Here is a 26,554-nt window from a genome sequence, read left to right as displayed (position 1 = left end):
TTTTTATTTTTGAGGGGATATTCCATGTTGTGGATCAAGGCTTTTCACATTATTGCCATGGTATGTTGGTTTGCCGCGCTGTTTTATTTACCGCGTCTTTTCGTCTACCACGTAGATGCTACCGACGCCCTTAGCCGCGATCGTTTCTGCATCATGGAACGGCGACTGTATCGGGGGATCGCCATTCCGGCCATGCTCGCCACCGTCGGCCTGGGTATTTGGCTGTACAGCTTGAATCCCAGCTACTACACCTCAGCCGGCTGGATGCACGCGAAACTCACCTTCGTTGTATTGCTCCTGGCCTATCATCATATGTGTGGCGCCTACGTTCGTAAGTTCGCCCAGGGCACCAATACCCGCAGCGGGCGTTACTTCCGTATCTTTAATGAGGTTCCAACAGTGGCTCTATTCGCCATTGTAATTTTAGCCGTCGTGAAGCCATTTTAATTTGGCGCAAAATCATTCTTTATGTGGGGCTTACAGGAACTAAAATTAGGCGCACAGCAATTGGCAGTCATGTAGATCTTTTATGGATACACCGCAGCCCATTATTTTGACCGTCACCCACCACGACCCCAGTGGCAGCGCAGGAATAGGCGCAGATACAGAAACGGCCGTCAGTTTGGGCTGCCATGCAGCCTCCGTCGTCTCCGCCATCAGCGTTTGCAATACCGGGGAACTGCTCGGCGTAGCGCCAGTGGATGACAGCCTTTTAATTGAGCAGGCCCGCACGGTCCTTGAAGATATGCCGATAGCGGCTATCAAGGTTGGCTATCTCGGTTCGGTGGAAAATGTGCGGGCATTGCACAGCGTGCTGCGCGACTACCCGGACGTTCCAGTCATTATCGACCCAGATGCCACCCTGGCCGATAAAGAGAGTGTACTGGCCCCGCCTCTCTGGGAGGCCATGACCTCTCTGTTATTGCCATATGCCACCATGGTCTGCCCCAACCGCCGTGAGGCGCGCGCCATGGCAGTAGAGGCCGACACCCATGATGCTATGGCCCAGGAATTGTTGGAAAGCGGTTGTCGCTACCTGCTCCTCACCGGAGTACCGCATGAGCAACAACTGCAGAATCGCCTCTACGATGAACGCGGCCTGATCCGTGAATTCCACTGGGAGCGGTTGCCACCTGCAGCCTATGGGGTCTGCGGCACCCTCGCCACCGCCATCGCCTGTCATATCGCCCACGGCCTGACCATCACCGAGACAGTGAGCCGCAGCCAGCAATACGCCTGGAGCGCCATCCGCGACAGCCGTCGTCTGGGGATGGGACGGCCGATTCCCAACCGCTTATTCTGGTGTGAACGCTAGGGCACTTCCCTCCTCATTGCACAATAGGATCCGCACCGACACTAAGGTCGGTGCGACTTACCAGCCAGCCTCCCCTACTGCGCCCTGACTCTTCACGCATTGTCCTTAGAGCTTCACACCCTGATAATGGCCGCTGACTCTTGGCCTTTTTCGCAATTTCTGAATGAATTCTATGAGTAAATCCGAGCAGCTCTTTGCTGAAGCCCAGCAATTTATCCCCGGCGGCGTTAACTCACCGGTGCGCGCTTTCCGCGCTGTGGGCGGCACCCCTCTGTTTATCCGTCGCGCCGAAGGCGCCTACCTCTTCGATGCGGACGATAAGCGTTATATCGACTATGTACAGTCCTGGGGCCCGATGGTGCTGGGTCATGCACACCCGGAAGTGATTGAAGCGGTTGTGGAGCAGGCCCAGTCAGGCCTCAGCTTCGGTGCCCCCACCGAGCTGGAAACCGAGCTTGCCGAAGAGCTCTGCCGCTTGTGGCCCAATATGGACCTGGTGCGCTTCGTCAACTCCGGTACCGAAGCCACCATGAGCGCTATCCGCCTCGCTCGCGGCTTCACCGGGCGCGATAAAATTGTGAAATTTGAGGGCTGCTACCACGGTCATTCCGACTCACTACTGGTCAAAGCCGGCTCTGGAGCCCTAACCATGGGCGTGCCCTCCTCTCCCGGTGTTCCTTCCGCCCTGGCCGACCACACAATTACCCTGAGCTATAACGATGCTGACGGCGTGCGCGCCTGCTTCGATGAAATTGGCGACCAAATTGCCTGTATTATCGTGGAACCCGTTGCCGGCAATATGAACTGTATTCCTCCAGTCCCCGGTTTCCTCGAGACATTGCGCGAAGTCTGCGACCAGCACGGCGCCCTGCTGATTCTCGACGAAGTAATGACGGGTTTCCGTGTAAGCCTTACCGGAGCCCAGGGCCACTTCGGTATCGAGGCGGACCTGACCACCCTAGGTAAGGTTATCGGCGGAGGTATGCCGGTAGGCGCCTTCGGTGGAAAACGCGAAATTATGGAGCAAATCGCCCCCCTGGGACCGGTTTATCAGGCCGGCACTTTATCCGGCAATCCCGTGGCCATGGTTGCGGGCCTCGAAACTTTACGTTTAGTGGAGGAAGCTGGCTTCTATGAGCCTTTAGTAGCCAGAACAGATCGTCTGGTAGAAGGTATCTTGGCCGCAGGTAAAAAGGCCGGTATTCCTATCACCGCCAATAAAGCCGGCAGTATGTTCGGATTCTTCTTTACCGAAGAACCCCAAGTCACCAATTACCAGCAGGTAATGGCCTGTAATAACGAGCGCTTTAATCAATTCTTCCACGGAATGCTTGAGGAAGGCGTATACCTGGCACCCGCTTCCTATGAGGCCGGGTTTATGTCCGCCGCCCATAGCGACGAGGATATCGAAGAGACTATCGCTGCCGCAGAACGCGTCATCGCCCGGCTCGACTAGCCCTTCTCTCTCAGGCATCCATCGCAGGGTGGGTGCCTGTACCCTCTCCCAGTATCACAACGGCCCCCAAGCACTGTAGATCAACGCTTTGTCGAAGAAACGTTGTTCTTTTGTTATTAGTGATCAAAAATGTATACAAAATTAAAAAGGTATACATTTTGAGAAGCTTGCTTTCCGATACCAGCCTGTCCACGATCAGCGCTGGCTTTATCGCCGTGCTGGTCGCCGTAACCAGCTCCGCAGCCATTGTGTTTGAAGCAGCCCGCACAGCCGGCGCAGACGAAGCGATGATTGCTTCCTGGATCGGCGCTTTGGGGTTGGGGATGGGGCTCTCCGGTATCTTCTTCTCCTGGTATTATCGCGCACCGATTGTTACCGCATGGTCGACTCCCGGCGCAGCATTACTAGCAACCAGTCTCAGCGGTATCCCAATTGCCGAGGCCATCGGTGCATTTTTTTTCAGCGCTATGCTGACCCTTGTAGTAGGACTCTCCGGAGCCTTCGAACGAGTAGCCAGGCTAGTACCCGGCCCAATTGCCGGCGCCATGCTGGCGGGCATATTGCTCCAGTTCGGCCTCGCTACTTTCACCTCATTACAATCCCAGCCTGTACTAGTGGGTGCCATGTTGTTGGCCTATTTCATCGGGCGGCGCTGGATACCCCGTTACGCCATTATTTTGGTACTCGCTTGTGGGGTGGCTGTCTGCTGGAAACTGCAATTGTTCGTACCTGACCAGATTCACTGGCAGGCTGCGAAGCCCATTTGGGTTACACCGGAATTCAAACTCTCAACCCTAATCAGCGTCGGCATCCCGTTGTTTATCGTCACAATGACTTCTCAATATCTCCCAGGGGCTGCAACCCTGGCCGCCAGTGGTTACCAACGAGTGCCAGTTTCTCCACTGATCAGCGGAACAGGATTAACCAACCTGCTTCTCACTCCTTTCGGCGGCTTCACCCTGACCCTGGCGTCGATTACCGGGGCAATTTGTACCGGACCCCAAGCACACCCCAACCCAGACAAACGCTATACGGCTGGGATTGCCGCGGGCTTCTTCTATCTTCTGGTAGGATTATCCGGCGCCACCGTAGTGGCATTATTCAGTAATTTCCCCAAGGCACTCATAGCCGGCCTGGCTGGCCTGGCGCTGCTTGGGACACTAGGCAACTGCCTAGCGAGTGCTACCGCAGATACAGAAAACCGTGAGGCGGCGCTAATCACCTTTCTTGTCAGCGCTTCAGGCATCAGCTTCTTGGGCATAGGCGCTGCTTTTTGGGGCCTGGTCGGCGGACTGGGCTGTTATTGGTTTTTCAAGCAGGATAATAAATAAAGGGCCAATGAACCTTTACGAGAAAATCAAAGCCGATTTACAGCGGGGACGTTTTCCCGCAGGCCAGGCATTGAAGCAGGCTGAATTGGCCGAGTTCTACGAGGTCAGTCGTATCCCCATAAGGGACGCCTTGCAGCGGTTAAAAAATGAAGGCTGGCTATCGCCCCATGGCAAGCGGGGTGTCGCTGTACCTGAGTTCGATCCGTTGGAAGTAGAAGATCTGTACCTGATGCGTATGCGCCTGGAACCTCTAATACAGACCCTTGCGCAAAAAAAACTCACCGGGGAAATTCTCGGTCGGGCACGAGACATTCTCGATACCATGGAGGGGAACCCCAACCTCTCAGCCGAGCAGATCGGCAGTCTTAACTGGCAATTTCACGCCACTATCTACCTCGCCGCAGAGCGCCCCACCCTTTTCGCTACTGTGGAGCAGCTGCACAGGCAATGTGAGCGCTATATTGGTTACCAATCCCGCAGCCTGGACTACCAAAACACCAGCCAGAAAGAGCATTACGCAATTCTCGAGGCCCTACAACAAAAGAAGGAACAGGAAGCCGCAGCCCTGCTAGCCACGCATATCGAAACCGCCGGCAAGCAATTGGTGTCCTTTCTTCACACCACGCCAAACAGCCCCTAAAGCAAGTTGAGGGAAATCACCGGTGGCGGCAATTTGATATGATGGCCGCCAATTGCGGTCGCGGGATTGCTGCGGCCTTATCGATAGCCGGAGTAATTCCCTATGAGTCAAAATCTCGGCCGCGGAGCCTACCCCAACACCCGCTTGCGCCGCCTGCGCGCGCAGGATTTTTCCCGTCGACTGGTGAGGGAGAATCAGCTCAGCTGCGACGACCTGATCCTGCCCCTGTTTGTCATCGAGGGGCGCAGCGAAACTCAGAGGGTGGCTTCGATGCCCGGCGTCGAGCGCCTCAGTGTGGACCTGTTGGCCAATAAGGCCAAGTCCCTGCAACAGCTCGGTATTCCCGCCGTCGCGCTGTTTCCTGTAGTTGACCCCTCGGTGAAATCCGACTGCGCCAGCGCTGCCCACGATGCCAATGGCCTGGCCCAACGTGCCGTGCGGGAATTGAAGAATGCCGTGCCGGAGTTAGGGGTTATTACCGATGTGGCCCTGGACCCGTTCACCAGCCACGGTCAGGATGGCTTGATGGATCACAGCGGCTATATCGTCAATGATGAGACGGTTGAAGTACTGGTACAGCAGGCCCTCTCCCATGCCGCAGCCGGCGCAGATATGGTGGCGCCGTCAGACATGATGGACGGCCGTATCGGCGCTATTCGTACAGCACTTGAAGGCGCCGGGCACAGCAATACCCTGATCATGTCCTATGCTGCCAAATACGCCTCCGCCTACTACGGCCCCTTCCGCGATGCTGTCGGCTCCGCCAGTAACCTCAAGGGGGGCAGCAAAGCCAGTTACCAGATGGACCCCGCCAATTCCGATGAAGCCTTACACGAGTGCGCCCTAGACCTGCAAGAGGGTGCGGATATGGTGATGGTGAAGCCCGGTATGCCCTATTTGGATATCGTGCGCCGGGTGAAAGAAGAGCTGCGAGTACCCACTTTTGCCTACCAGGTAAGCGGCGAGTACGCCATGCATTGCGCCGCGTTTGAAAATGGCTGGCTGCAGCGCGAGGCGGTAATTCTCGAATCCCTATTGGCGTTTAAGCGCGCGGGCGCGGACGGAATCCTCACCTATTTTGCCGAGGAGGCCGCACAGCTACTGCAGGGCTGAACCCTTGTAAATTTTGCGCGGCCTGCGCCGCGCCACCGGTTCAGGGCCATTGGTCTTCCAGCGCGGGGCCCACCGGCTGGGCCTCCTCAACGGGGACACCTCGGTAGTCCACCTCTGTGGACTGTCCGCGAGGGAGCTCCAAAGGCTCCAGACTGGAATCCCCACCCAATGTCTCCGCATCATCACGGCGCAACTGCTCTCGCATTTGATGGCGGCGCTCACTTTCATATTGGCGCCGCTCTGTATCATTGCCCCAACCCGGTGTCATCTGTTCCCTTGGAGCCGCCTCGGACCGCTCATTGCCAAACAGGTTGCGGAACCAGCGCCAGCGGTCGCGCCCGCGACATTCAGGCGCAGGTTGCAAGTGGGTTTCGTAGGAGAAGGGAATCTCATAGCCGCCCCGACAGTAATCCGGGTCCATAAACTGCCCGCGCGCATTCACCTCTTTGAACTCAACACCCCGCGGTGCCTCGACAGGACCATGCTGATGGGGCAACTTGCGCATGATTTCAGTCCAGATCGGCAGAGCTCCGGTAGAACCGGTTAGACGGGTGCGTACGTTGTCATCGCGCCCAAGCCACACCACGGCGGTAACCTCAGGGGAAAACCCTGCAAACCAGCTGTCGCGGTTATTGTTGGTAGTACCCGTCTTACCGGCAAAGGGCACACTACTGGGCAGACGCTTGGCCGACCTGCGCCCAGTGCCTTCGCGCATCGCCTGCTCCAGCCCCCAGCGCAACAAGTAGGCGGGCACCGGATCGACACCACGATTAGTGCGCGGGCGGAAGTGCTGTACCCGCCCTCCCTGTGCATCGGATACAGCCATCAAGGTGCGCGGTTGCACCGTCTCGCCATTATTGGCGATGGTCTGATACATGCCAGCTACCTCAAATGGCGTCATCTCCACTGCGCCTAACAACATTGCAGGCACATGCGGCAGACTAGTATCTACACCCAGGCGTCGAATTGTCTGACGCACATTCTGCAGTCCCAGATCGAGCCCCAGATGGGCAGTAGCCAGATTGTAAGACTTGGCCAAGGCGACATAGAGAGGCACCTGACCGTGGGCGAGCTTATCGAAGTTCTGCGGCATCCATACATCGCCATCGGCTTCCTCAATTCGCACTGGCGCATCGTCGATCAAGGTAGCCAGGTTGTACTCTTCGGGACGCTCCAAGGCAGTTAAGAAGACCGCCGGTTTGATCAGAGAACCCACCTGGCGGCGCGCCTCCAGGGCTCGATTGAAGCCGGGATAATCCGGATCGCGGTCTCCCACCATGGCCAACACATTACCCGTGTTGTTATCTAGCAATACCGTAGCAGCCTGAAGAGTATTCGCCTTAATTTTGCGATCTTTCTCCAACTTCTGTACGCCTTGACTGATGGACTCTTCCGCGAGTTTCTGTACCGAAGGCGCAAGGGTTGTATAAACCCGCAAACCGGTGGTGCGCAGCTCCTCGTAGGAGTAATAAGGACGCAGCTCTGAGAGCAGGCGCTCAGTAAAGGCCGGGTAGGGATTCTGTGCGGTTACACCGCCTTTCACCACACCCAGTGGTTTGGCGGAGTAGTTCTCAAACTCTGCCTGGGTAATCAGGCCCTGCTCGCGCATCAGTTCCAGAACGGTGTTGCGACGCTTCAATGCGCGCTGGGGATGGCGCCAAGGGTTGTAGTAAGAGGCACCCTTGGCCAGCCCCACTAGCAGGGCGACCTGATGGGGCTCCAGAGTATCCAGCGGCTGTTGGAAATAGAACTCCGAGGCCAGGCCAAAGCCATAAATACCTCTGGCTCCCTGCTGGCCCAACCACACCTCATTGATGTACTCCTGCAGGATATAACCCTTGTCGTAGTGTATCTCCATCAATACCGCCATCAAGGCTTCATTGATCTTGCGCTGCAGGCTCGGCTTATGGTCGAAAAAGATATTCTTAACCAGCTGCTGAGTAATGGTTGAGCCGCCCTGCACCAGGCGCCCTGCCTTGATATTCGCCACCATAGCGCGGGCAATACCTCGCGGAGAGATGCCGAAGTGGTTGAGGAAGTCTTGGTCTTCCACCGCTATCAGGGTATTCGCCACCAACGGCGGGATATCCTTGAAACGCACCGGATTGCGATCGTCTCCGCCCCCCAGCAATGAACCGATATTAGCGGCATCCAGGCGGAACTCGGCGATACGCTGCCCATCTTCATTGCGCAGGTTGTCAATTTCATCGTTACGCAGGCGGAAAGTAACCATAGCCGCCGGCTCACGGCCATCGGCATGAATAAAGTCCCGGCGCCAGACCCGGTAATTCATCCCCTCGTGTGTCCAGGCGCCAGGTTCCGTAAGAGTCTTTTGTTTGCGGTAGTTGAGGGCGGCAAACTCGCTTTCCAGCTCATCCGGGTGCATTGCCATGCCTTCGCGCAGTACCAGAGGGCGCGCAAAAACCCGCGCCGGCAACTGGTACTGGCGGCTATCGAGACGCTCCCGCAGCTGTACGTCGAGGTATGCCATATAGCCGGCAAGGGCCATTGCCCCCACCAGGGCCAGCAGGAATAAGAACTTTAACCAGCGGTAGCGTCTTTTCGGTTTTGACGCTTTACTGCGCCGGCGTTTCGTCGAGGCCATATAAGAGTTTTCCAGCTGCCATCTCGGTACATCTCTAGACAGTGGGGATCTTCTGGAGCCTCATCACTATCACAGGCAGGACACCAGCAGGTGGCAGCTCCGCTGGTATCTTGCCGTAGACGCCTAAACCGGCGCCTTGGGGAACATCCGTGAACCGCCAGAATCCGGGCTGAGTATCCCGGAAGTCATACCACAAGCACACAAAGTACCTGCTCGAGGATTGACCGCAATTGCCTCCAATAAGTTCATATTGAGGCATATGACGCCTTTATAAACGTTGACCGCTTTAAGTCAAACCAACCACCTTGCACTTGCCATAATCACAGCCATAATGCGGCGGAAATCTATACAAATCGCCCGAAAAGGATGGATATGCAGCAATATGATCTCTACGGCATCGGCGCCGCCCTCTTGGACACGGAAATTGAGGTATCCGACAAGGATCTTGCGGAGCTCGGTGTTGAAAAGGGGATTATGACCCTAGTCGACGATGCCCGGCAGAAACAGCTGGTAGACGACCTTCGGGACCACATGATCACCGCCAAACGCGCCTGTGGTGGTTCTGGTGCTAATACAGTTATCGCCGCCAGCTATTTTGGCCTGAACACTTTCTATTCCTGCAAAGTTGCCGCCGACGATAACGGAGATTTCTATCGCAGCAACCTCAGCGCCGCTGGCGTTGACTATCCAACCACTTTGCAGCAAGCAGATGGCGGCACTACCGGTAAGTGCCTGGTAATGATTACCCCCGATGCCGAGCGCAGTATGAATACCTACCTGGGTATCAGCGAGCAACTCTCGGTAGCCGAACTGGATAGCGAAGCCCTGAAAGCCTCCAAGTGGGCCTATATCGAAGGTTATCTGGTCTCCTCCGAAACTGGGCGCCGCGCCGCTATCACTCTGCGTGAACAGGCCCAGCAAGCTGGTGTGAAAACCGCGCTGAGCCTTTCAGACCCGGCCATGGTGCAATTCTTTGGTGAGGGCTTGCGAGAAATGATTGGCGGCGGCGTAGATATGCTGTTCTGCAATCGCGATGAGGCACTGGGCTTCACCGGCACCGACTCACTGGATGCCGCGGCAGAAGCAATGAGCGATTACTGCCGCAGCTTTGCCATCACTCTGGGCGCCGATGGTGCACTACTGTGGGATGGCACCAAGCAATACCGAGTTGCCAGTCCGCAGGTGCGCGCAATAGACACCAACGGTGCCGGCGATATGTTCGCAGGCGCATTTCTATATGCACTCAACCGGGAGATGGGCTTTGCTGAGGCCGGCGAACTTGCCTGCCGCGCCGCCGCCCAGGTAGTCAGCCAATACGGTCCACGACTACAAGCAGAACAACACCCAGAGCTATTGGCAGCGGTTATCTGAAGTCAGCGGTAGAGATTGAGGGCGGCCTTTACCGGCCGCTCAGCTTTAAACCTTAGGGCTCACCAATATCGGGCAATCCCGAAGCGGCAGCAATACCGAAGCCCTGGGCGTAATCCACCCCCATACGACAGAGTTTATCCATCAGTTCGGGGCTCTCGACATACTCGGCGATAGTGCTGATCCCCATACGCTTTGCCAGATGATCAATGGTACTGACCATCGCGCTGTCGATCTCATCCTCAAGCATATTGCGCACAAAGCTCCCGTCGATTTTGAGGAAGTCCACCGGTAACTGACGCAGGTAAGCCAGCGAAGAAACTCCACGGCCAAAGTCGTCCAGGGCAAAACTACAGCCCGCAGCGCGCAGCTTGTGGATAAAAATCAGAGCCCTTTCAAGGTTGTTGATGGCACTGGTCTCAGTAATCTCAAACTGTACCCTTGAAGGCGTTACCCCCTCCTCACTCATTGATGCGAGTACAAAGTCTGCAAACGTATCATCGCCCAGGCTGATTCCGGAAATATTGATGGCATAGCTGGCCGTAGCAATACCGATCAGTTGCTCCTGGGCCATATAACGGAACACGCGCTGAATAACCCAACGATCTACCTCCTCAATTAGGCCATAGCGCTCCGCCGCGGGTAGGAACAAGCCCGGCGAGATCACCCCTCCATCCCGCCCGCGCATGCGTACCAGAATTTCATAGTGATGAATCTGGCGCTCCCCTTTCAGGGAGACCACCGGCTGCCGATAGAGGATCAAGCGATCCTCTCGCAGGGCAGCGTGAATTTCTGCAACCCAGGTGGACTCACGACGCTTTTCCAACGCCTTGCGCGAATCTCCAAACAACTTTATCCGGTTGCGCCCCTGATCCCTGGCTGAACAGCAGGCATCATTGGCGGTTGCCAGCAGCTGGCTGGCACTGGGAGTGAATCGGTCCACACCCACCACCCCAATTGATATCGCTACACGGCTATCATTACCCTGCCAGTGGAAGCTGAATTCCTGAACAGATTCGCGCAGACGCGCAACCACACGCCCGCCCTCTTCAAGGGTGCAATCCCGCAGCAAAATGGCGAACTCATCACTGCCCACACGTGCGAACAAATCGGCCCCAGATAAACCCTTCTGTAGCAGTGCAACCAGTTGCACCAACAACTGGTCACCGGCGACAAAACCCAGCGTGTCGTTGATTACTTTGAATTGATAGACATCCAAGTAAAGGAGTACATGATGCTGACGCTTATCGACGCACTGTGACAGGAGCTTTTGCAATTCGCTCTCGAAATACTGTCGATTGGGTAAGCGGGTTAACGCATCGTGGCTGGTCTGCCAGCTCAGGCGAGTAGACACTCGTCGGGCAGCAGAGGTATCCCGCAAGACCAACACATAATTTTTTAATGTGCCGGCATCCCACAAAGCCATCACCTGCACAGAGACTTCCAGCGGTGGACGGTTTTCCCCGAGTCTCCAAATAAAGGCGCGAACCTCCCGCACGCTGGGTACTTCGTGAGAAGGGGAGTCTGGTATCAGCGCAGGCAACAGGGTGCCCTGACTATCGCGAAGCCGCAGGCCCTCGTTCACAGACTGACCAGGCAGGAGTCCAACCAGGTCACCACTCATCTCACTGACCAACGGATTGGCATATTGCACAATACCGCGGGGATCGGTGACGATCACTCCATCGGCAATCTCCCCCAGCGCCGCCTCAGCGGCCTGTAGGCTGATCTGCTCACAGGGTTTGAGTTGAGCCTCCAGCTCCCCCAATAAACCGAGGTATTCGGCGGATTGAGTGTCAAATAAGGCCACGGCCACACTCCCAGTGAAAACCGAAATATCCCTGGAAAAGGGTGGCTGGCGCAGCCCTTGTAGGCATCTCACCGCAAGAAATGGCTAAAAATAGCCTTATCATCGCCCAAAATCGCCGATTGTATTCAATTATCCAGCCTCCAGCCGGCTCACTTCATTAGATCCCTAAATTGCACATTCAAAGATTTGCGCGCAAGAATTTTTTCAGTTTCTCATCTTCGAATACCCGCTGCATAGTCGCACTCAGCAGGCCATTCACCCGGCTTTCCACCTCTTCGCGGCTGGGCTTAATCAGATTGCGGTCTTTGCCAGAGGAACTGTAAGTTCCAAAATAGGTGGCATGGCCCACCTTAACCTCCAAGTGAATCTCAGCAGAGGTATCAACCTGGGTGGTGTAGACCTGACTGGGGCTGTTATACGTCAGCTTCACCAACTTCGCCGTCACCTGCACCTCAGGTGCTGAGTCGGTGATACGGAATGACCAATTGGCAAAACCCTGGCTCAACCCTGCGGCGATAGCACTACCTGCATCGTTGGCAATACTCACCTGAGATGTGTCTGCATAGACTCCGCCGAGAGAACCGAGCCCCCCACCGGATAGTTCATTAACACCGCGAACATTGAGGCTATAGCCCGAACCAATGGATTCGGGAGCCACCTGAACCTGTGGATACAATTGGATTTGCAGTGGGCTGTGAGCACACCCAGCCACGACCAGAGACCCCACCCATAACAATAACTTCTTCATTTTTCTTACCTTTACTTCAACAGGATTTCTTTACCCAGCACCGCCATGATGATGGTGGTGCTCTTTTTCAAGTCTATCTCGCCCCATGATCGGAACCACGACCTCCAAACTACTTCCGTCGGCAAAAAGCAGGCGTAGGGGCAGTGTATCTCCAGCCTGAAGGCGCACCCCGTGAATCATCAAGTGGATACCACCTGGCATCATCTGTAGTTTCTCTCCAGCGGCAATCGACAGTTTCTCCAGTGGACGCATACGGTTGACGCCCCGCTCACGCTCAGTGGTATGCAAATTGACAGCCCCGCCCCCCCCTCCGGGCAACTCCACCGCCGTCAACTGCAGCGGTTGTTTGCCGGTGTTGTGCAGGGAGAGGTACGCCGCGCTCATAGGTGCTCCCGGCGGAGTCTCTCTGGCATAACCCTCAATCATAAGAGACTGGGTGAGGGCCAAAGCCCCCAAGGTGTACAAAAGGCTGCTGGAAAGCAGAATCCACACAAATACATTTGGCTTTTTCACTGGACCCCTCCACTGGGTTTAATAAGAAGTAAACGCGCGGGGCTGCCAATCTTTATATCCCCCCGCACCCGATAACCGGGCACCGCTTCACGCAGCTGCTGGTAAACCCAGCGACCTTCCGCGTCATTGTCGGTGACAATTATGACGCGTAGTTGCTCTCTGCGAATACGCTGGGCCACTTGGCGCAGCTGTGTGACCAAATTTTCCGATCTCGCCCGCAGCCCAGCCGCAGGCAGGCCAATAGCCTCTCCCTGTGGTAGATCCAGCTGTGCGCGGCCGCGCTCATGGACTAGCTGTGTACGCACCTCAGCCACCAAAGGATTCCCCGGAGCCAGCATTTCCGCGCGCTGTAGTAGGGCGCCCACTTCGGTAAAAGCACGCCTGCGCAGCGCTTCCCGGGCACGCTCAACGTAGGTGACCACAATTGTTTGAATTCCGGTCTGAGCCTTACGATTTCCAGGGTCCAACTTCTGCACGTTTAGGTAGTAGTCATAGGCACTGGCGCCGGCAGGCTTGGTAAGATGGCCTTTGCGTAACGCCTGTTCAGCACGCTTTAAGAAGTAAGCCACATTGGTACGCCGCACCTCATTAACGGATGGTTTGGCTTTCTGCGGAGGTGGGCTGGGCGCCGGGAGAGGAGGTTGTTGCGAAGCACAGGCACCAAGTAACGCCGCCATCAAGAGGCAGATAGCAAAGCTGTGAAGGCGTTCAAGTGACGGCAAAGCAATTCTCCGCTGTTGTTTTTTTGTACCACTAGCATCGCTATACTGCTGACGCGACTGAACCCCCGTCCGGCGCAGCAGTCAGAACCATGCGCCCGACTATAATGAATTTTTTCATCTATGGCTGTGATGACCAAAAGTTTCAGAAATAATTTCCTCGCACTGCTGGCAATATTGCTATGCCTATCCACAACCAACGCTTTTGCGCAGGCGGAAAGTAATCCTTTTGCGTCTTCTATCGGCCAGCAGCAAAATACCTTCCTGCCAGTAGACGAAGCCTACCGGCAGGACCTACTGCTGAGTGGCAACCAGCTCAGTGCGCTGTTTGAAATAGCTCCAGAGTACTATCTCTATCGCGACAAACTTGCCCTTTACCTTGTAGAAAACGGACAAAAGACCGCAGTTCCACTGAATCTCCCCAGCGGTGAAGTTATCTGGGATGAGTATTTTGAGAAGGAAACCGAGGTCTATCGCGGCCAGCTGGAATTCCCCATTCCCCTCAACGACAGCGCCAATAACTTACAATTAGAACTGCACTATCAGGGCTGTGCCGATGCGGGGCTCTGCTACCCGCCAGAGGTACGCCACTATCGCGTGGATATTGGCTCGGGAAGCATCCAGTCTATTGAGGGAGGCCCGCAAAATTCTTCTCCCCAAAGTACAGGTGGCAGCTCCTCGCCTCAGGGAAGTAACGCTAGCGCCATCACGCACCCCCTGGCACTACTTTTCGCCTTTGCCGGCGGCCTGCTACTCAATCTAATGCCCTGTGTTTTTCCAGTGCTTTCAATCAAACTGCTTGCAGTTAGCCAGACAGCACAGAATGCCAATCAACGTCACCATCACGGCTGGGCCTACTCCGCCGGTGTTGTACTCAGCTTTGTCGCCATAGCCGCCACCATGCTGGCATTGCGCGCCGGCGGTGAGGCAATAGGTTGGGGGTTCCAGCTACAGTCTCCCTGGTTGGTAGCCGCATTGGCCTACCTGTTCTTTATCATGGGGCTCAGCTTGTCCGGTGTCACAGAAATCGGCAGCAGCCTGATGGGCGTTGGTAACAATTTAAGTAACAGTCAGGGGTTGCGCGGCTCCTTTACCTCCGGCGCCCTGGCCACACTCGTGGCCAGCCCGTGCACCGCGCCCCTGATGGGCTCGGCGCTGGGCTTTGCGGTCACACAATCTCCCGCCGTGGCGCTCAGTGTTTTTGCCGCCCTTGGCGCCGGTATGGCCGCCCCCTTCCTGCTGCTCACCTATATTCCCGCTCTAGTGGACAAGCTGCCACGCCCCGGCCCCTGGATGGATCGCTTAAAGCAACTACTGGCCTTCCCCATGTACTTGACCGCAGTGTGGCTGCTGTGGGTATTGGGACGTCAGACTGGTGGCGATGGTATCGCTCTGGTTCTCAGCGGCGCTGTGGCAATCGCCTTTGCGCTATGGCTTTGGCCCAGCCCTCAGTGGCACTGGCTGCGGGGTTCGGTGGCGGTTGTGGCCCTGAGCTTTGCGCTAATGCTACTGCCACGCCTCAGTACTGCCCCCCAAGCACTTCAACAGACCAGTGACTACTGGCAGCCCTACTCCGCCGAACGGCTCGAGACAGCGCGGAGGGAGGGGCGCCCAGTGCTAACCAATATGACCGCGGCCTGGTGTATTACTTGCTTGGCCAATGAGAAAGTGGTGTTGTCGAGTGATGCTGTGAGCGACGCCATTGAGAGGCTAGGGGTAGTAGCCCTTAAAGGGGACTGGACCAATCAGGACCCACATATCAGCGAGCTCCTGGCAAAATACGGCCGCACCAGCGTGCCGCTTTACTTGCTTTACCCCGCCAATGGCGGCGAGGCCAAAATCCTGCCGCAAATCCTCTCCCGCGAGGAGCTATTGATGGAGCTGGAAGCCGCTGCCGGGAGCGAACTCAGTAGATCCTCTGCCCCTTAAAGGAAACTGCCGCCTTTGTAGCCAATCCCAAGGGTAAAAAGGCCACATTGCGGATATTTTGCGCTAATTTTTAGGCAAATATCGCCGAACTGCCGCTAACTTCGATAAACTGCCCAGCAGGCATGGACAGGGAGTCACTTTTGCGGCACACTCGCCTAAAGCACTCGGGCAAATAGGCCAAAAATTCGAGTTTGCCCGCAAGATAGCCAACTTTAGACCATTTTTTTGGGTTTTTCGGCAACTTTCCCCAGGGCACACTATGGCTAAAATTCTTCTCCTGCACGGCCCCAACCTCAACCTGCTCGGCAGTCGCGAGCCGCATATCTACGGCGCCGCCACCCTTGAGGAAATCAATCAGGCCGCCGAGCGCCAATGTGATGCTGCAGGCCACCAGCTGGAAACCCTCCAGAGCAATAGCGAGTCTGCCTTGGTGGAACGCATCCACTTAGCCGCCAATACCAGCGTGGATTTCATCGTAATCAATCCCGCCGCCTACACCCACACCAGCGTGGCTTTACGAGATGCTTTAGCGGGCGTTGCCATACCGTTTATCGAGTTACACCTTTCCAATCCTCATGCCCGCGAGGCATTTAGGCACCATTCCTATCTATCCGATTTAGCCCGTGGTGTGGTGTGCGGCTTCGGGCCACACAGCTACACCCTGGCACTTCAGGCGGCCATACACCAACTGGGTATGGCGTCTCAAAATCAATGAATCAAACCTGCGAGTGAAAGAACTATGGATATCCGCAAAATTAAAAAACTAATTGAGCTGCTCGAAGAATCGGATATCGGCGAGCTGGAAATTAAAGAGGGCGAGGAATCGGTGCGTATCAGCCGCGGGGTCAGCGGTGCAAATCAACCGGTTGCTCCAATTTACACGGCTCCAATGGCACCGGCACCGGCTCCTGTTGCACCTGCCCAAGCTGCACCAGCTCCGGCGGCGGTAGAAAAAGAATCCAAACCAACGATCAGCGGCCATGCGGTGAAATCCCCGATGGTGGGCACTTTTTACGCAGCTCCCAGCCCCGGCGCCGAGCCTTTCGTCAAAGTTGGCCAGCAGGTTAAAGTCGGCGACGTCGTGTGCATCGTTGAAGCCATGAAAATGATGAACCAGATCGAAGCCGACAAGGCCGGTACCATCGATTCCGTTCTGCTCGAAGATGGCCAGCCGGTAGAGTTCGATCAGCCGCTCGTGACCATCGTCTGAGTGGGGTAAGTCACTATGTTCGACAAAATCCTGATCGCCAACCGCGGTGAAATCGCCCTGCGGATTTTGCGCGCCTGCAAAGAAATGGGCATCGCCACAGTTGCGGTTCACTCTTTGGTGGACCGCAATCTCAAGCATGTACGCCTGGCCGATGAATCTGTCTGTATTGGTCCCAACCCCTCGCCGCAGAGCTACCTGAATATTCCTGCCCTGATTTCTGCTATGGAGATCACCGATGCAGTAGCCGTGCACCCAGGCTACGGCTTCCTCGCAGAAAACGCGGACTTCGCCGAGCAAGTACAAAAAAGCGGCTTCACTTTTATCGGCCCAGACCCGGATGTCATTCGCCTGATGGGTGACAAGGTATCCGCCATCGCCGCCATGAAAAAGGCCGGCGTTCCCACCGTACCCGGCTCCGATGGTCCCCTACCCGAAAATAGCGAGCGCTGTCTAGAAATAGGCGAAAAAGTCGGCTATCCAGTCATTATCAAGGCTGCCGCCGGTGGCGGTGGTCGCGGTATGCGTGTCGTGGAGCGCGCCGAAGACCTGATCAACGCTATCGCTGTTACCAAGTCTGAGGCTCAAGCTGCCTTCGGTGATGGCACCGTGTACCTCGAGAAATTTCTGCAGAACCCACGCCACGTCGAAGTCCAGGTAATGTCCGACGGACAGGGTAATGCCATTCACCTAGGGGATCGCGACTGCTCCCTGCAGCGTCGTCACCAAAAAGTACTAGAAGAAGCTCCAGCTCCCGGAATCCCCGATGCCGTGCGTGAACAGGTACACGAATCCTGCGTGCAAGCTTGTATCGATATCGGCTACCGCGGCGCAGGCACTTTCGAGTTCCTCTACGAGAATGAACGCTTCTACTTTATCGAGATGAACACACGTATTCAGGTTGAGCACCCTGTTACTGAAATGGTGACTGGCGTAGACCTGATCAAGGAACAGATTCGTGTCTGTGCTGGAGAGAAGCTCTCTCTCAAGCAGGAGGATATTGTCGTTCGCGGGCACGCCTTTGAGTGCCGTATCAATGCGGAAGATCCCCAGACTTTCTTCCCCAGTCCCGGCAAGGTCAACAACTTTCATATGCCCGGCGGCCTGGGTGTGCGGGTCGATTCGCACCTCTACTCGGGTTATACGGTTCCCCCCAACTACGACTCGATGATCGCCAAGTTGATCACCTACGCCGAGGACCGCGAAACCGCACTGGCGCGCATGCGCGTAGCCCTATCTGAGCTGGTTATTGATGGCATCAAGACCAATATCCCCCTGCAGGAGGATCTGGTACGCGATGAGGCCTTTGCCAAGGGTGGGGTCAATATTCACTACCTGGAGAAGAAGTTGGGACTCTAACCCTCGCCAGCCAGGGCAAAGTTGGAGAGAATTGCGGCCACAATACGATGATGCCGAACGCCAGGGATGGCGGCGGACATCGCAAAAGTAGGGTGGCCACTCCACCCAATAGCAGTTACTCACCACGGAATCCCTATGCCCTGGCTACAACTCCGCGTCGACACCGATCGTGCCCAAGCGGACAAAATTGAAAATGCACTGCTTTTTGCCGGTGCCGTATCCGTTACCCTGCAAGACAACGCAGACCAACCCATTCTCGAACCCGGACTCGGCGAAGTACCCCTGTGGGATCAAACACGGGTTACCGGTCTATTCGATGCCGAGGTCGACACTGCTGTCACTGAGGCCAAAGCAGCTTCCTTCCTTTGCGAACTCCTACCCAATGCCCGCTGGGACCAACTTGAGGATAAAGACTGGGAACGCGAGTGGATGTCTCACTATAAACCCATTCAGTGCGGCGACAACTTGTGGATCTGCCCCAGCTGGTGCGAGCCGCCTCAACCGGAGGCGGTCAACCTGCTACTGGACCCTGGACTCGCCTTCGGCACCGGCACCCACCCCACGACCTACCTGTGCTTGCGTTGGCTGGCACAAGAGCCCTTGCAGGATAAGAGCGCCATCGACTTTGGCTGTGGTTCCGGCATCCTTGGCATCGGCGCCTTGCTACTCGGAGCCAAATGCGCCATGGGGACCGATATCGATCCACAGGCTCTGATTGCCAGTCGCGACAACGCGGTGCGCAACGGCATAGACCCGCAGCGCTTCCCAGTCTATTTGCCAGAACAGATGCCTCAGGAAGCCGCCGATCTGATGCTAGCCAATATCCTTGCCGGCCCATTGGTAGAGCTCTCCAAGCAGCTGATTGCGCTGACCAAAATCGGCGGGCGTATCTGCCTGTCCGGTATCCTCGCCTCCCAGGCCGAACAAGTAAAAACTGCCTACTCAGACCAGATCGATTTCGATGAGGATGCGGAGCACGAGGGTTGGGTACGCCTGAGTGGTACCCGTATTCGCTAAATACGCTAGCCAGTACTACGCGGGGACCGGGCAGACTGATAAACTTGAGCGCAAAATAAACTGCGCCATAGTCGAATGTCTCAACTGGTAACCCGCTGCCCCCATTGCAGCACCTCATTTCACGTTAATGACCAGCAGCTGCGCGCTGCCCGTGGCGCTGTGCGCTGTGGTTCCTGCCTGCAAGTTTTCCGTGCAGATGAGAACATTGTCTTTAATGACAATGGCCCCGACACACGCAGTGATCTGGAAACTCTTCTGGAAGACGATGACTTCCTGATTCATGACGATATCGAGCTGGAAGACGACGATCCGGCGGATGCGGATAAGGCAGCCCCCAACAGCGCCAATGCAAAGCAGCCTCCCATCGATTTTGAAGCCGGGGAACCCGCAGAAGACACCCAGCCCGAAGCACCACCCGCGAATTCCGAGAGCCTCATTGGTGACGCATTTGGCGATAACGAGTGGCAGGAGCTACAAGCAGAAAACAACCACGAGGAAGCCCAGGAGGAAGACCTAGAGTCGGTACTCAAACCGGATTGGGACGATGTACCCGACTTCGATAACAGTACTACAGGCAATAGGGTTGACACCGATTATGACAATCGGGACACCACCCATAAAAACGATAGCCTCAATGACCTGGATCCCTGGGAACAGCCCCTGGAGGCGCAAACAACTGCCACAAAGCCCAGCGATCTAAAATCAACATCCGAGACGCCCCCTAGCTCCGAAGAGATATTCCCTATATCCCAGCCTGAGGCAAGTGGTCAACGCAGGGAGCCTTACTTTGCCACAGAAGCTGAGGACACTCCTGAGCCGCAGGCCGAGCCCGCTCGCGAACAGCTGATCTCCGCCATTCAACCTGCCCCGCTGGAAATGAGCTGGGGTGCGACACCATCGAAGAAAGCGGTGAGCCCCTGGCTGTGGCGACTTCTCCTGCCAGCTTTGGTAATTTTACTGTTGGTTCAAGTGGGCTACTTTCAGTTCGACCGTCTCAGCAAGCAGCAACCATGGCGCAAAATTTACGCTGTAGCCTGCCCACTATTCGGCTGTGCTCTCCCCCCATTACGCGATGCCAGAGCGATCCAGGCCTCCAACCTAATGGTGCGCAGCCATCCCCAGTTGGAGGGCGCTCTGATTGTGGACGCTGTGCTGCTTAATACAGCGCCCTACCCCCAGGCGTTTCCCAATTTGCTGTTAAATTTCAGCGACCTGAAAAATAAAGCGGTAGCGAGTCGCCGCTTTAGTCCCCAAGAGTATTTACAAGGGGAGTTGGCTGGGCGCAAGCTAATGCCCCAGGGCAGCCCTATTCACATTGCCATTGAGGTGGTCGATCCAGGGGCCGAGGCGGTGAACTACGAGATGAAAATCGCTCCTTGAGGAAGGTTTGAGCGTCAAGACATTGGCCACCCTGGCGTGCAAAGCCACTAAAATTGACCACTCTGCAAGCTAAACGCACAGGGATCGATCAATTTGCCCGCTTTTTCGCTTTGCCAACGCCGGGGCAGTCGTTATCATAGGCGGCCTTTTTGCCTGGGCCCAGAACGCCCTTCCAAAGCCCAAACGGAGCTATCGTGTCTATTGCTATAGGCCCCTACATTATCGACAACCCGGTAATCTTGGCGCCAATGGCCGGAGTTACTGATCGCCCCTTCCGTCAACTGTGTCGCCAACTCGGCGCCGGCTTGGTGGTATCGGAGATGGTGACCTCAGACACGCGTCTGTGGAATAGCCGCAAGTCACGACTGCGTCTGGACCACGGTGGTGAGGCAGCTCCCATATCGGTACAAATTGCCGGTGGTGATCCCGAGATGATGGCTCAGGCCGCTCGGGAGAACGTGCGTCGCGGCGCGCAAATCATTGATATAAATATGGGCTGCCCGGCAAAAAAAGTGTGTAAGAAAGCGGCGGGCTCCGCCCTGCTGCGGGATGAAAAGCTGGTTGCGGATATATTGCAGGCCGTGGTCCAGTCTGTCTCCGTCCCGGTGACGCTTAAGATCCGCACCGGCTGGTGTACGGATTCCCGTAATGGCGTCACCGTTGCTCAAATGGCCGAGGATGCTGGTATCGCTGCTTTGGCGGTTCACGGTCGTACTCGTGCCTGCGGCTACCACGGACAGGCTGAATTCGATACCATTGCCGATATTGTATCCAGGGTAAGAATCCCAGTTTTTGCCAACGGCGACATAACCAGTGCCGAGAGAGCCCGCGAGGTGCTCAATTACACTGGTGCTGCGGCGGTCATGATTGGCCGTGCCGCACAGGGACGACCTTGGATTTTTCGGGAGATAGCCCACTACCTCGCCACCGGCGAGCGGCTGCCCGAACCAACATTGGACGAAGTAAAAAAAATACTGCTCACCCACTTGGGTGAACTGCACCGATTCTACGGTGAGGTGATGGGGGTCCGTATCGCCCGCAAACACGTGGGCTGGTACTTGAAGACACTCGCGGACAGCGAGTCCTTCCGCAAGACCTTTTTCCAAATAGAGAGCGCAGAAGTACAACATGCCAGCGTTCACGAGTGGTTTGAACGCCGAATAACGAGAGGGGCACAAGCGGCATGAATAATGAAGTATTGATTCCGGATACTGGCAGCGAAGAAGTATCCTCCAGGGGGCAGACGCAGCTGGCACAGCCGCAACAACAGTCCCTGCGCGATGCCGTTGAGCACGCGATGGAGAACTATTTCCGCCACCTGGATGGCCAGATGGTTACCGATGTCTATGACATGGTGCTGTCGGAGATCGAAGCGCCCATGCTCGAAGTGGTGATGAAATATACTCGCCACAACCAGACCCGCGCCGCGCAATTACTGGGTCTCAACCGTGGCACTCTGCGCAAAAAGCTGAAGCGCTACGGCCTGCTGTAAGCTTTCCACCGAGAGAAATTCTGAAGGGGGATGAGGTAACTCATCCCCCTTCGCTATTTTCCCGGCAGCAATTTTATATGTTGCCGCAGAGGACAACTCGCATAAACCCTTTAAATATCTTTTCCAAAAACCAGTTGGATCTAGTGCAATGACAGACAAGGTTTCCATCCGCCGCGCTTTAATTAGTGTCTCGGACAAGAGTGGCATCGTAGAGTTCGCCCAACAGCTCTCCGCAATGGGCGTAGAAATCCTCTCCACCGGCGGCACCCACCGCCAGCTCAAAGAAGCCGGGATTCCAGTCGTAGAAGTTTCCGACTATACCGGCTTCCCCGAAATGATGGACGGTCGCGTCAAGACGCTGCATCCGAAGGTACACGGCGGTATTTTGGGGCGCCGAGGCACCGATGACGCCATCATGGGCGAGCACGGTATCACCCCCATTGATATGGTTGTGGTCAACCTCTACCCTTTCGCTCAAACCGTAGCCAAGCCTGACTGTTCCCTTGAGGACGCTATCGAGAATATCGATATCGGCGGCCCCACCATGGTTCGCGCAGCGGCCAAGAACCACAAAGATGTCACTATCGTGGTCAATGCCAGCGATTACGGCAGCATCATCGAGGAAATGAAAGCTAACGACGGTGCCCTGAGCCACGCCAGCCGCTTTGACCTGGCGGTAAAAGCCTTCGAGCACACGGCGAGCTATGACGGCGCTATCGCCAACTACCTGGGTGCCATTAAAGGCGAGGAAAAGCAGCTGTTCCCTCGCACCTACAACAGCCAATTTATCAAGAAACTGGATCTGCGCTACGGTGAGAACCCGCACCAGAAATCCGCTTTCTACACCGAAGCCAACCCGGCTGAGGCCAGCATTTCCACTGCCACCCAGCTGCAGGGTAAAGAGCTGTCCTACAACAATATCGCCGATACCGATGCCGCGTTGGAGTGTGTTAAGTCCTTCGAGCAACCCGCTTGCGTGATCGTTAAACACGCCAACCCCTGTGGTGTGGCAATCGCTGAAGATATTCACAAGGCCTACGACCTGGCTTTCGCTACCGACAGCGAATCCGCCTTTGGCGGTATCATCGCCTTCAACCGCGAACTCGATGGCACCACTGCCCGTGCTATCGTCGAGAGACAGTTTGTTGAAGTCATCATCGCACCGTCAGTCTCCGAAGAGGCCAAACAGGCCGTTGCCGAGAAGAAGAACCTACGCCTGCTGGTATGCGGCCAGTGGAGCAGCGAGCGCACCCCGGCACTGGACTACAAGCGCGTTAATGGCGGCCTGCTGGTTCAGGACCGTGACGACAGCCTGATCACCGCTGCCGACCTGAAAGTAGTCTCCAAGCGCCAGCCCACTGAAGAAGAAATCCGCGATCTGTTGTTTACCTGGAAAGTGGCCAAGTTTGTAAAATCCAATGCCATCGTATACGGCAAAGACGGTCGCACTGTCGGTGTAGGCGCAGGCCAGATGAGCCGCGTAAACTCCGCGCGTATCGCCGCGATCAAGGCCGAGCATGCCGGCCTCGCCGTTGCAGGGTCCGTGATGGCCTCCGACGCTTTCTTCCCCTTCCGCGATGGTATTGATAACGCCGCCGCTGTCGGTATCCAGGCGGTTATCCAGCCTGGTGGCTCCATGCGCGATGAGGAAGTGATCGCCGCAGCGGACGAGCACAATATGGCCATGGTCTTTACTGGCATGCGCCACTTCCGCCACTAAACCGGCACTCTCCACGAAGCCCTCTCTCGCTTCAAGGAGGTTCGTGACAGTGACGCAGAGGATGCGTCACTGTTATCGAGTAGTTCCCAGCGCCCACTATCAAAAAGGCGCCTATTGTAGGCGTGTAACACCACCTGCAACGATTCCGCGCTAAACTAGCGCACCTGATACCTGTCCAATGGACCCAAGTGGTCGACTTAGGGGGATTTAAGAATGAATGTATTAATCATCGGCTCAGGTGGCCGCGAGCACGCCCTAGCGTGGAAAGCCGCGCAAAACCCCAAAGTGGGTACTGTGTTTGTAGCACCAGGCAATGCTGGCACCGCCCGCGAAGGCAAAGTGCAGAATCTGGCCATCGGTGTCGACAACTTCCCTGCTTTGGCGGACTTCGCCGAGGAAAACGGCGTGGAACTCACTATCGTCGGCCCCGAGGCGCCACTAGTTGATGGCATTGTAGATTTCTTTAACGGGCGTGGCCTCGCCATCTTTGGCCCCAGCAAAGGCGCTGCGCAGCTGGAAGGCTCCAAGGCTTTCACCAAGGATTTCCTTGAGCGCCACAAGATCCCCACCGCCGCTTATCGCAATTTCACCGAAGTTGAACCAGCCATCGAATATATTCGTGAGCGCGGAGCACCCATCGTAGTCAAAGCCGATGGCCTCGCCGCTGGTAAAGGCGTCATCGTCGCCGAGACCGAGCAGCAGGCCGAGCTGGCTGTGCGCGATATGCTCTCCGGTAATGCCTTTGGCGACGCTGGCTGCCGAGTAGTGATCGAGGAATTCCTGCAGGGTGAGGAGGCGAGCTTTATCGTTATGGTAGATGGGGAGAATATCCTGCCCATGGCCACCAGCCAGGACCACAAACGCGTCGGTGACGGCGATACTGGCCCCAATACCGGCGGCATGGGTGCCTACTCCCCAGCACCGGTAGTGACCGACAGTGTTTATCAGCGCATTATGCAAGAAGTGATTGAACCCACAGTAACAGGCCTCGCCGCTGAGGGTACGCCATATACCGGGTTTCTCTACGCTGGCCTGATGATCGATCCGCAGGGTGCTCCCAGAGTGATCGAGTACAACTGCCGCTTCGGCGACCCCGAAACCCAGCCTATTATGATGCGTCTGAAATCCGACCTGGTAGATCTTTGCCTGGCCGCACTGGACAAAAAGCTCGATAGCGTGACGGCTGAATGGGACGCGCGCCCATCACTTGGGGTGGTACTGGCCGCACACGGCTATCCCGGCAGTTACCGCAAGGGCGATGCTATTAGTGGGCTTGAGAAAGCTGACGGCGATAATGCCAAAGTCTTCCACGCTGGTACTGCCCTGGACGGCGAACGTGTGGTCACCAATGGCGGCCGCGTACTCTGCGCCACCGCATTGGGCGACACTGTCGCCGAAGCTCAGACCAATGCCTATGAAGCTGCCCGCGCCATTTATTGGGAAGGTGTCTTTTACCGGAAAGATATCGGCTATCGCGCGGTCGAAAGAGAACAGACTAGTAGCGATAAGTAGTTTTACCCAGCATGGCGGTAGGGCTGACTACCGCCATACAGAGGAAGTCATAAACATGAGTGAACGCAATTTAAGTGGCCTCGATCACCTGCTGATTCAGGCTGACCGCGCCCTGCGCACTCTGAGTCCCGGCGAGCCCTGTCACGGGCGCCCATCTCCGGCCAAAGGCGAAGCGGAGGCCGAGCTCAGCGATACCGAGCGCAAGCACGCCGCCGGTCTGATGCGGGTCAACCACAGCGGCGAAGTCTGTGCTCAGGCCCTCTACCAAGGCCAGGCACTCACAGCAAAACTGCCCGAGGTACGCGGTGAAATGGAGCGCGCTGCGGATGAGGAGATCGACCACCTGGCTTGGTGTGAGCAGCGCCTCAAAGAACTGGACAGCCGCCCAAGCCTGCTCAATCCACTCTGGTATGGATTGTCATTTGGACTGGGCGCCGCCGCCGGCAAAATCAGCGATCGCATCAGCCTGGGATTTGTCGCAGCGACAGAAGAAAGGGTCTGCGAACACCTGGAGAGTCACCTGCAGAAGCTTCCAGCCCAGGACAAACGCAGTCGCGCCGTAGTGGAGCAAATGCTGGTCGATGAGAGCGAACACGCTCATGCCGCGCTAGCCGCCGGAGGCAAACGTTTCCCAGCACCGGTGAAAGGCGCTATGTCTCTGGTAGCCAAGGTGATGACCTCAGCCAGTTACAAAATTTAAAATATTAATAACCGGTTCGTAAAAATTGACTGGCCCGCTAAAAGCAACCGCTTTTGAGCAGGCCTTTTCTTTATCTGAGTATTGCTTAGACTTCTTCTACTCGATAGCGATGCACGATCTCCACTCCCGCATTGCGCAACATAATTGAAGCAGAGCAATATTTCTCTGCAGATAGCTCCACAGCGCGGGCTACATGGGATTCTTTTATTCCCCGGCCTCGCACAACAAATTCCATTTCAATTCGCTCAAAAGGTGATGGGGTGGTATCCGGGCGAACGCCATTCAATTCGCAATGACAGGAAATAATATCCTGGCGCGCCTTCTGTAAAATGGAAACCACATCATAGGCTGCACAGCCGCCAACTCCGAGAAGGATCATCTCCATTGGACGCACACCATTATTAGTGCGCCCCCCTTCCATCACGACCGAATTACCACTGCCGGCTTCGCCGACGAAGGTCAAATCATTAACCCAGGTTACCTTGCCCTGCATTGCCATTCTCCCGCTGAAATTCAAGCCGCGAAGCTTAGCACAGAGTACAAGATTATCCTGACAGGCAGAGTATTTCCGGTATAGTGTCCGTAACACCTCCGCGCGAAATGTTCGCTACTGAAGTTTC

24 protein-coding genes are annotated in these 26,554 nt (G+C 56.0%); 18 read left to right on the top strand and 6 right to left on the bottom strand.

The window, feature by feature from the left end:
• Window positions 1-24 precede the first annotated feature (24 nt).
• The 6 genes from hemJ to hemB all read left to right on the top strand — a co-directional run bounded on the left by hemJ (window position 25) and on the right by hemB (window position 5,855).
• Window positions 25-447: a protoporphyrinogen oxidase HemJ gene (hemJ, locus tag ACJJJA_RS03445; RefSeq protein WP_252084389.1), complete on the top strand. Its 423-nt coding sequence runs from the start codon at window positions 25-27 to the stop codon at window positions 445-447.
• Window positions 448-529: 82 nt separating this feature from the next.
• Window positions 530-1,315, top strand: coding sequence for a bifunctional hydroxymethylpyrimidine kinase/phosphomethylpyrimidine kinase (gene thiD / locus ACJJJA_RS03440; RefSeq protein ID WP_252084388.1), 786 nt, complete (start codon window positions 530-532; stop codon window positions 1,313-1,315).
• A 172-nt stretch (window positions 1,316-1,487) separates the two neighbouring features.
• Window positions 1,488-2,771 carry a glutamate-1-semialdehyde 2,1-aminomutase gene (gene hemL / locus ACJJJA_RS03435; protein ID WP_444903749.1) on the top strand — a complete coding sequence of 428 codons (1,284 nt, stop codon included), beginning with the start codon at window positions 1,488-1,490 and terminating at the stop codon, window positions 2,769-2,771.
• Between the two features lie 158 nt (window positions 2,772-2,929).
• Window positions 2,930-4,102, top strand: coding sequence for a benzoate/H(+) symporter BenE family transporter (locus ACJJJA_RS03430; protein ID WP_444903748.1), 1,173 nt, complete (start codon window positions 2,930-2,932; stop codon window positions 4,100-4,102).
• Between the two features lie 7 nt (window positions 4,103-4,109).
• Window positions 4,110-4,742 carry a GntR family transcriptional regulator gene (locus ACJJJA_RS03425; protein ID WP_444903747.1) on the top strand — a complete coding sequence of 211 codons (633 nt, stop codon included), beginning with the start codon at window positions 4,110-4,112 and terminating at the stop codon, window positions 4,740-4,742.
• 102 nt (window positions 4,743-4,844) lie between these two features.
• A complete protein-coding gene (hemB, locus tag ACJJJA_RS03420; protein WP_444891433.1) occupies window positions 4,845-5,855 on the top strand; it encodes a porphobilinogen synthase in 1,011 nt (336 codons plus the stop codon).
• A gap of 40 nt (window positions 5,856-5,895) precedes the next feature.
• Here hemB and mrcB read toward each other — a convergent pair whose 3' ends face one another.
• Complete coding sequence (gene mrcB / locus ACJJJA_RS03415) at window positions 5,896-8,460, bottom strand: penicillin-binding protein 1B (RefSeq protein ID WP_444903746.1); 2,565 nt, start codon at window positions 8,458-8,460, stop codon at window positions 5,896-5,898.
• A 372-nt stretch (window positions 8,461-8,832) separates the two neighbouring features.
• On the opposite strand from mrcB, the gene ACJJJA_RS03410 reads away from it, so the two are divergent.
• On the top strand, window positions 8,833-9,831 hold the full coding sequence (locus ACJJJA_RS03410) for an adenosine kinase (RefSeq protein ID WP_252084382.1): 999 nt from the start codon (window positions 8,833-8,835) through the stop codon (window positions 9,829-9,831).
• 52 nt (window positions 9,832-9,883) lie between these two features.
• Here the strand turns inward: ACJJJA_RS03410 and ACJJJA_RS03405 are convergent, their stop codons facing one another.
• The 4 genes from ACJJJA_RS03405 to ACJJJA_RS03390 form a co-directional block, all read right to left on the bottom strand.
• Complete coding sequence (locus tag ACJJJA_RS03405) at window positions 9,884-11,638, bottom strand: EAL domain-containing protein (protein WP_444903745.1); 1,755 nt, start codon at window positions 11,636-11,638, stop codon at window positions 9,884-9,886.
• A gap of 178 nt (window positions 11,639-11,816) precedes the next feature.
• Complete coding sequence (locus tag ACJJJA_RS03400) at window positions 11,817-12,386, bottom strand: YajG family lipoprotein (protein ID WP_444903744.1); 570 nt, start codon at window positions 12,384-12,386, stop codon at window positions 11,817-11,819.
• A gap of 30 nt (window positions 12,387-12,416) precedes the next feature.
• The gene (locus ACJJJA_RS03395) at window positions 12,417-12,899 is read right to left on the bottom strand and encodes a copper chaperone PCu(A)C (RefSeq protein WP_444903743.1); all 483 of its coding nucleotides are present in this window, start codon (window positions 12,897-12,899) and stop codon (window positions 12,417-12,419) included.
• A complete protein-coding gene (locus tag ACJJJA_RS03390) occupies window positions 12,896-13,621 on the bottom strand; it encodes an N-acetylglucosaminyltransferase (RefSeq protein ID WP_444903742.1) in 726 nt (241 codons plus the stop codon). Before ACJJJA_RS03390 ends, ACJJJA_RS03395 begins: the two co-directional genes overlap by 4 nt.
• A 129-nt stretch (window positions 13,622-13,750) precedes the next feature.
• On the opposite strand from ACJJJA_RS03390, the gene ACJJJA_RS03385 reads away from it, so the two are divergent.
• The 11 genes from ACJJJA_RS03385 (at window position 13,751) to coq7 (ending at window position 25,934) form a co-directional block, all read left to right on the top strand.
• Entirely contained in the window at window positions 13,751-15,547 is a 1,797-nt protein-coding gene (locus ACJJJA_RS03385) for a protein-disulfide reductase DsbD family protein (protein ID WP_444903741.1), read from the top strand.
• A 259-nt stretch (window positions 15,548-15,806) separates the two neighbouring features.
• On the top strand, window positions 15,807-16,262 hold the full coding sequence (gene aroQ, locus ACJJJA_RS03380) for a type II 3-dehydroquinate dehydratase (RefSeq protein ID WP_444903740.1): 456 nt from the start codon (window positions 15,807-15,809) through the stop codon (window positions 16,260-16,262).
• A 24-nt stretch (window positions 16,263-16,286) separates the two neighbouring features.
• Window positions 16,287-16,757, top strand: a complete 471-nt coding sequence (gene accB, locus ACJJJA_RS03375; RefSeq protein WP_252084375.1) for an acetyl-CoA carboxylase biotin carboxyl carrier protein — start codon at window positions 16,287-16,289, stop codon at window positions 16,755-16,757.
• A gap of 15 nt (window positions 16,758-16,772) precedes the next feature.
• A complete protein-coding gene (gene accC / locus ACJJJA_RS03370) occupies window positions 16,773-18,113 on the top strand; it encodes an acetyl-CoA carboxylase biotin carboxylase subunit (RefSeq protein ID WP_444883654.1) in 1,341 nt (446 codons plus the stop codon).
• A 135-nt stretch (window positions 18,114-18,248) separates the two neighbouring features.
• The gene (gene prmA, locus ACJJJA_RS03365; protein WP_444883653.1) at window positions 18,249-19,130 is read left to right on the top strand and encodes a 50S ribosomal protein L11 methyltransferase; all 882 of its coding nucleotides are present in this window, start codon (window positions 18,249-18,251) and stop codon (window positions 19,128-19,130) included.
• Window positions 19,131-19,205: 75 nt separating this feature from the next.
• Complete coding sequence (locus tag ACJJJA_RS03360) at window positions 19,206-20,510, top strand: DUF3426 domain-containing protein (protein WP_444903739.1); 1,305 nt, start codon at window positions 19,206-19,208, stop codon at window positions 20,508-20,510.
• 248 nt (window positions 20,511-20,758) lie between these two features.
• Window positions 20,759-21,697 (top strand): tRNA dihydrouridine synthase DusB, encoded by a 939-nt coding sequence (gene dusB, locus ACJJJA_RS03355; RefSeq protein ID WP_444905284.1) that lies wholly within the window; start codon window positions 20,759-20,761, stop codon window positions 21,695-21,697.
• On the top strand, window positions 21,694-22,002 hold the full coding sequence (fis, locus tag ACJJJA_RS03350; protein ID WP_152451046.1) for a DNA-binding transcriptional regulator Fis: 309 nt from the start codon (window positions 21,694-21,696) through the stop codon (window positions 22,000-22,002). The genes dusB and fis overlap by 4 nt, the downstream gene beginning before the upstream one ends.
• A gap of 148 nt (window positions 22,003-22,150) precedes the next feature.
• Entirely contained in the window at window positions 22,151-23,722 is a 1,572-nt protein-coding gene (purH, locus tag ACJJJA_RS03345) for a bifunctional phosphoribosylaminoimidazolecarboxamide formyltransferase/IMP cyclohydrolase (protein ID WP_444903738.1), read from the top strand.
• Between the two features lie 213 nt (window positions 23,723-23,935).
• A complete protein-coding gene (gene purD, locus ACJJJA_RS03340) occupies window positions 23,936-25,234 on the top strand; it encodes a phosphoribosylamine--glycine ligase (RefSeq protein WP_444903737.1) in 1,299 nt (432 codons plus the stop codon).
• A gap of 55 nt (window positions 25,235-25,289) precedes the next feature.
• A complete protein-coding gene (coq7, locus tag ACJJJA_RS03335; protein WP_444883649.1) occupies window positions 25,290-25,934 on the top strand; it encodes a 2-polyprenyl-3-methyl-6-methoxy-1,4-benzoquinone monooxygenase in 645 nt (214 codons plus the stop codon).
• 85 nt (window positions 25,935-26,019) lie between these two features.
• Here the strand turns inward: coq7 and ACJJJA_RS03330 are convergent, their stop codons facing one another.
• Window positions 26,020-26,427, bottom strand: coding sequence for an OsmC family protein (locus ACJJJA_RS03330; protein ID WP_252084368.1), 408 nt, complete (start codon window positions 26,425-26,427; stop codon window positions 26,020-26,022).
• Window positions 26,428-26,554: the final 127 nt, after the last annotated feature.

Source organism: Microbulbifer mixtoriginis (SeqCode) (genome assembly GCF_052466865.1).
This window is presented reverse-complemented; position numbering and strand designations above follow the sequence as displayed.

Excerpts from the sequence above, each read along its gene's own strand:
- hemB (WP_444891433.1), top strand. The coding sequence starts at position 4,845 with ATGAGTCAAAATCTCGGCCGCGGAGCCTACCCCAACACCCGCTTGCGC.
- accB (WP_252084375.1), top strand. The coding sequence starts at position 16,287 with ATGGATATCCGCAAAATTAAAAAACTAATTGAGCTGCTCGAAGAATCG.
- dusB (WP_444905284.1), top strand. The coding sequence starts at position 20,759 with ATGGCCGGAGTTACTGATCGCCCCTTCCGTCAACTGTGTCGCCAACTC.
- purH (WP_444903738.1), top strand. The coding sequence starts at position 22,151 with ATGACAGACAAGGTTTCCATCCGCCGCGCTTTAATTAGTGTCTCGGAC.
- aroQ (WP_444903740.1), top strand. The coding sequence starts at position 15,807 with ATGGCTAAAATTCTTCTCCTGCACGGCCCCAACCTCAACCTGCTCGGC.
- ACJJJA_RS03360 (WP_444903739.1), top strand. The coding sequence starts at position 19,206 with ATGTCTCAACTGGTAACCCGCTGCCCCCATTGCAGCACCTCATTTCAC.
- ACJJJA_RS03425 (WP_444903747.1), top strand. The coding sequence starts at position 4,110 with ATGAACCTTTACGAGAAAATCAAAGCCGATTTACAGCGGGGACGTTTT.
- ACJJJA_RS03330 (WP_252084368.1), bottom strand. The coding sequence starts at position 26,427 with ATGCAGGGCAAGGTAACCTGGGTTAATGATTTGACCTTCGTCGGCGAA.
- accC (WP_444883654.1), top strand. The coding sequence starts at position 16,773 with ATGTTCGACAAAATCCTGATCGCCAACCGCGGTGAAATCGCCCTGCGG.
- thiD (WP_252084388.1), top strand. The coding sequence starts at position 530 with ATGGATACACCGCAGCCCATTATTTTGACCGTCACCCACCACGACCCC.
- ACJJJA_RS03410 (WP_252084382.1), top strand. The coding sequence starts at position 8,833 with ATGCAGCAATATGATCTCTACGGCATCGGCGCCGCCCTCTTGGACACG.
- purD (WP_444903737.1), top strand. The coding sequence starts at position 23,936 with ATGAATGTATTAATCATCGGCTCAGGTGGCCGCGAGCACGCCCTAGCG.
- fis (WP_152451046.1), top strand. The coding sequence starts at position 21,694 with ATGAATAATGAAGTATTGATTCCGGATACTGGCAGCGAAGAAGTATCC.
- hemJ (WP_252084389.1), top strand. The coding sequence starts at position 25 with ATGTTGTGGATCAAGGCTTTTCACATTATTGCCATGGTATGTTGGTTT.
- hemL (WP_444903749.1), top strand. The coding sequence starts at position 1,488 with ATGAGTAAATCCGAGCAGCTCTTTGCTGAAGCCCAGCAATTTATCCCC.
- mrcB (WP_444903746.1), bottom strand. The coding sequence starts at position 8,460 with ATGGCCTCGACGAAACGCCGGCGCAGTAAAGCGTCAAAACCGAAAAGA.
- ACJJJA_RS03400 (WP_444903744.1), bottom strand. The coding sequence starts at position 12,386 with ATGAAGAAGTTATTGTTATGGGTGGGGTCTCTGGTCGTGGCTGGGTGT.
- ACJJJA_RS03385 (WP_444903741.1), top strand. The coding sequence starts at position 13,751 with ATGACCAAAAGTTTCAGAAATAATTTCCTCGCACTGCTGGCAATATTG.
- prmA (WP_444883653.1), top strand. The coding sequence starts at position 18,249 with ATGCCCTGGCTACAACTCCGCGTCGACACCGATCGTGCCCAAGCGGAC.
- coq7 (WP_444883649.1), top strand. The coding sequence starts at position 25,290 with ATGAGTGAACGCAATTTAAGTGGCCTCGATCACCTGCTGATTCAGGCT.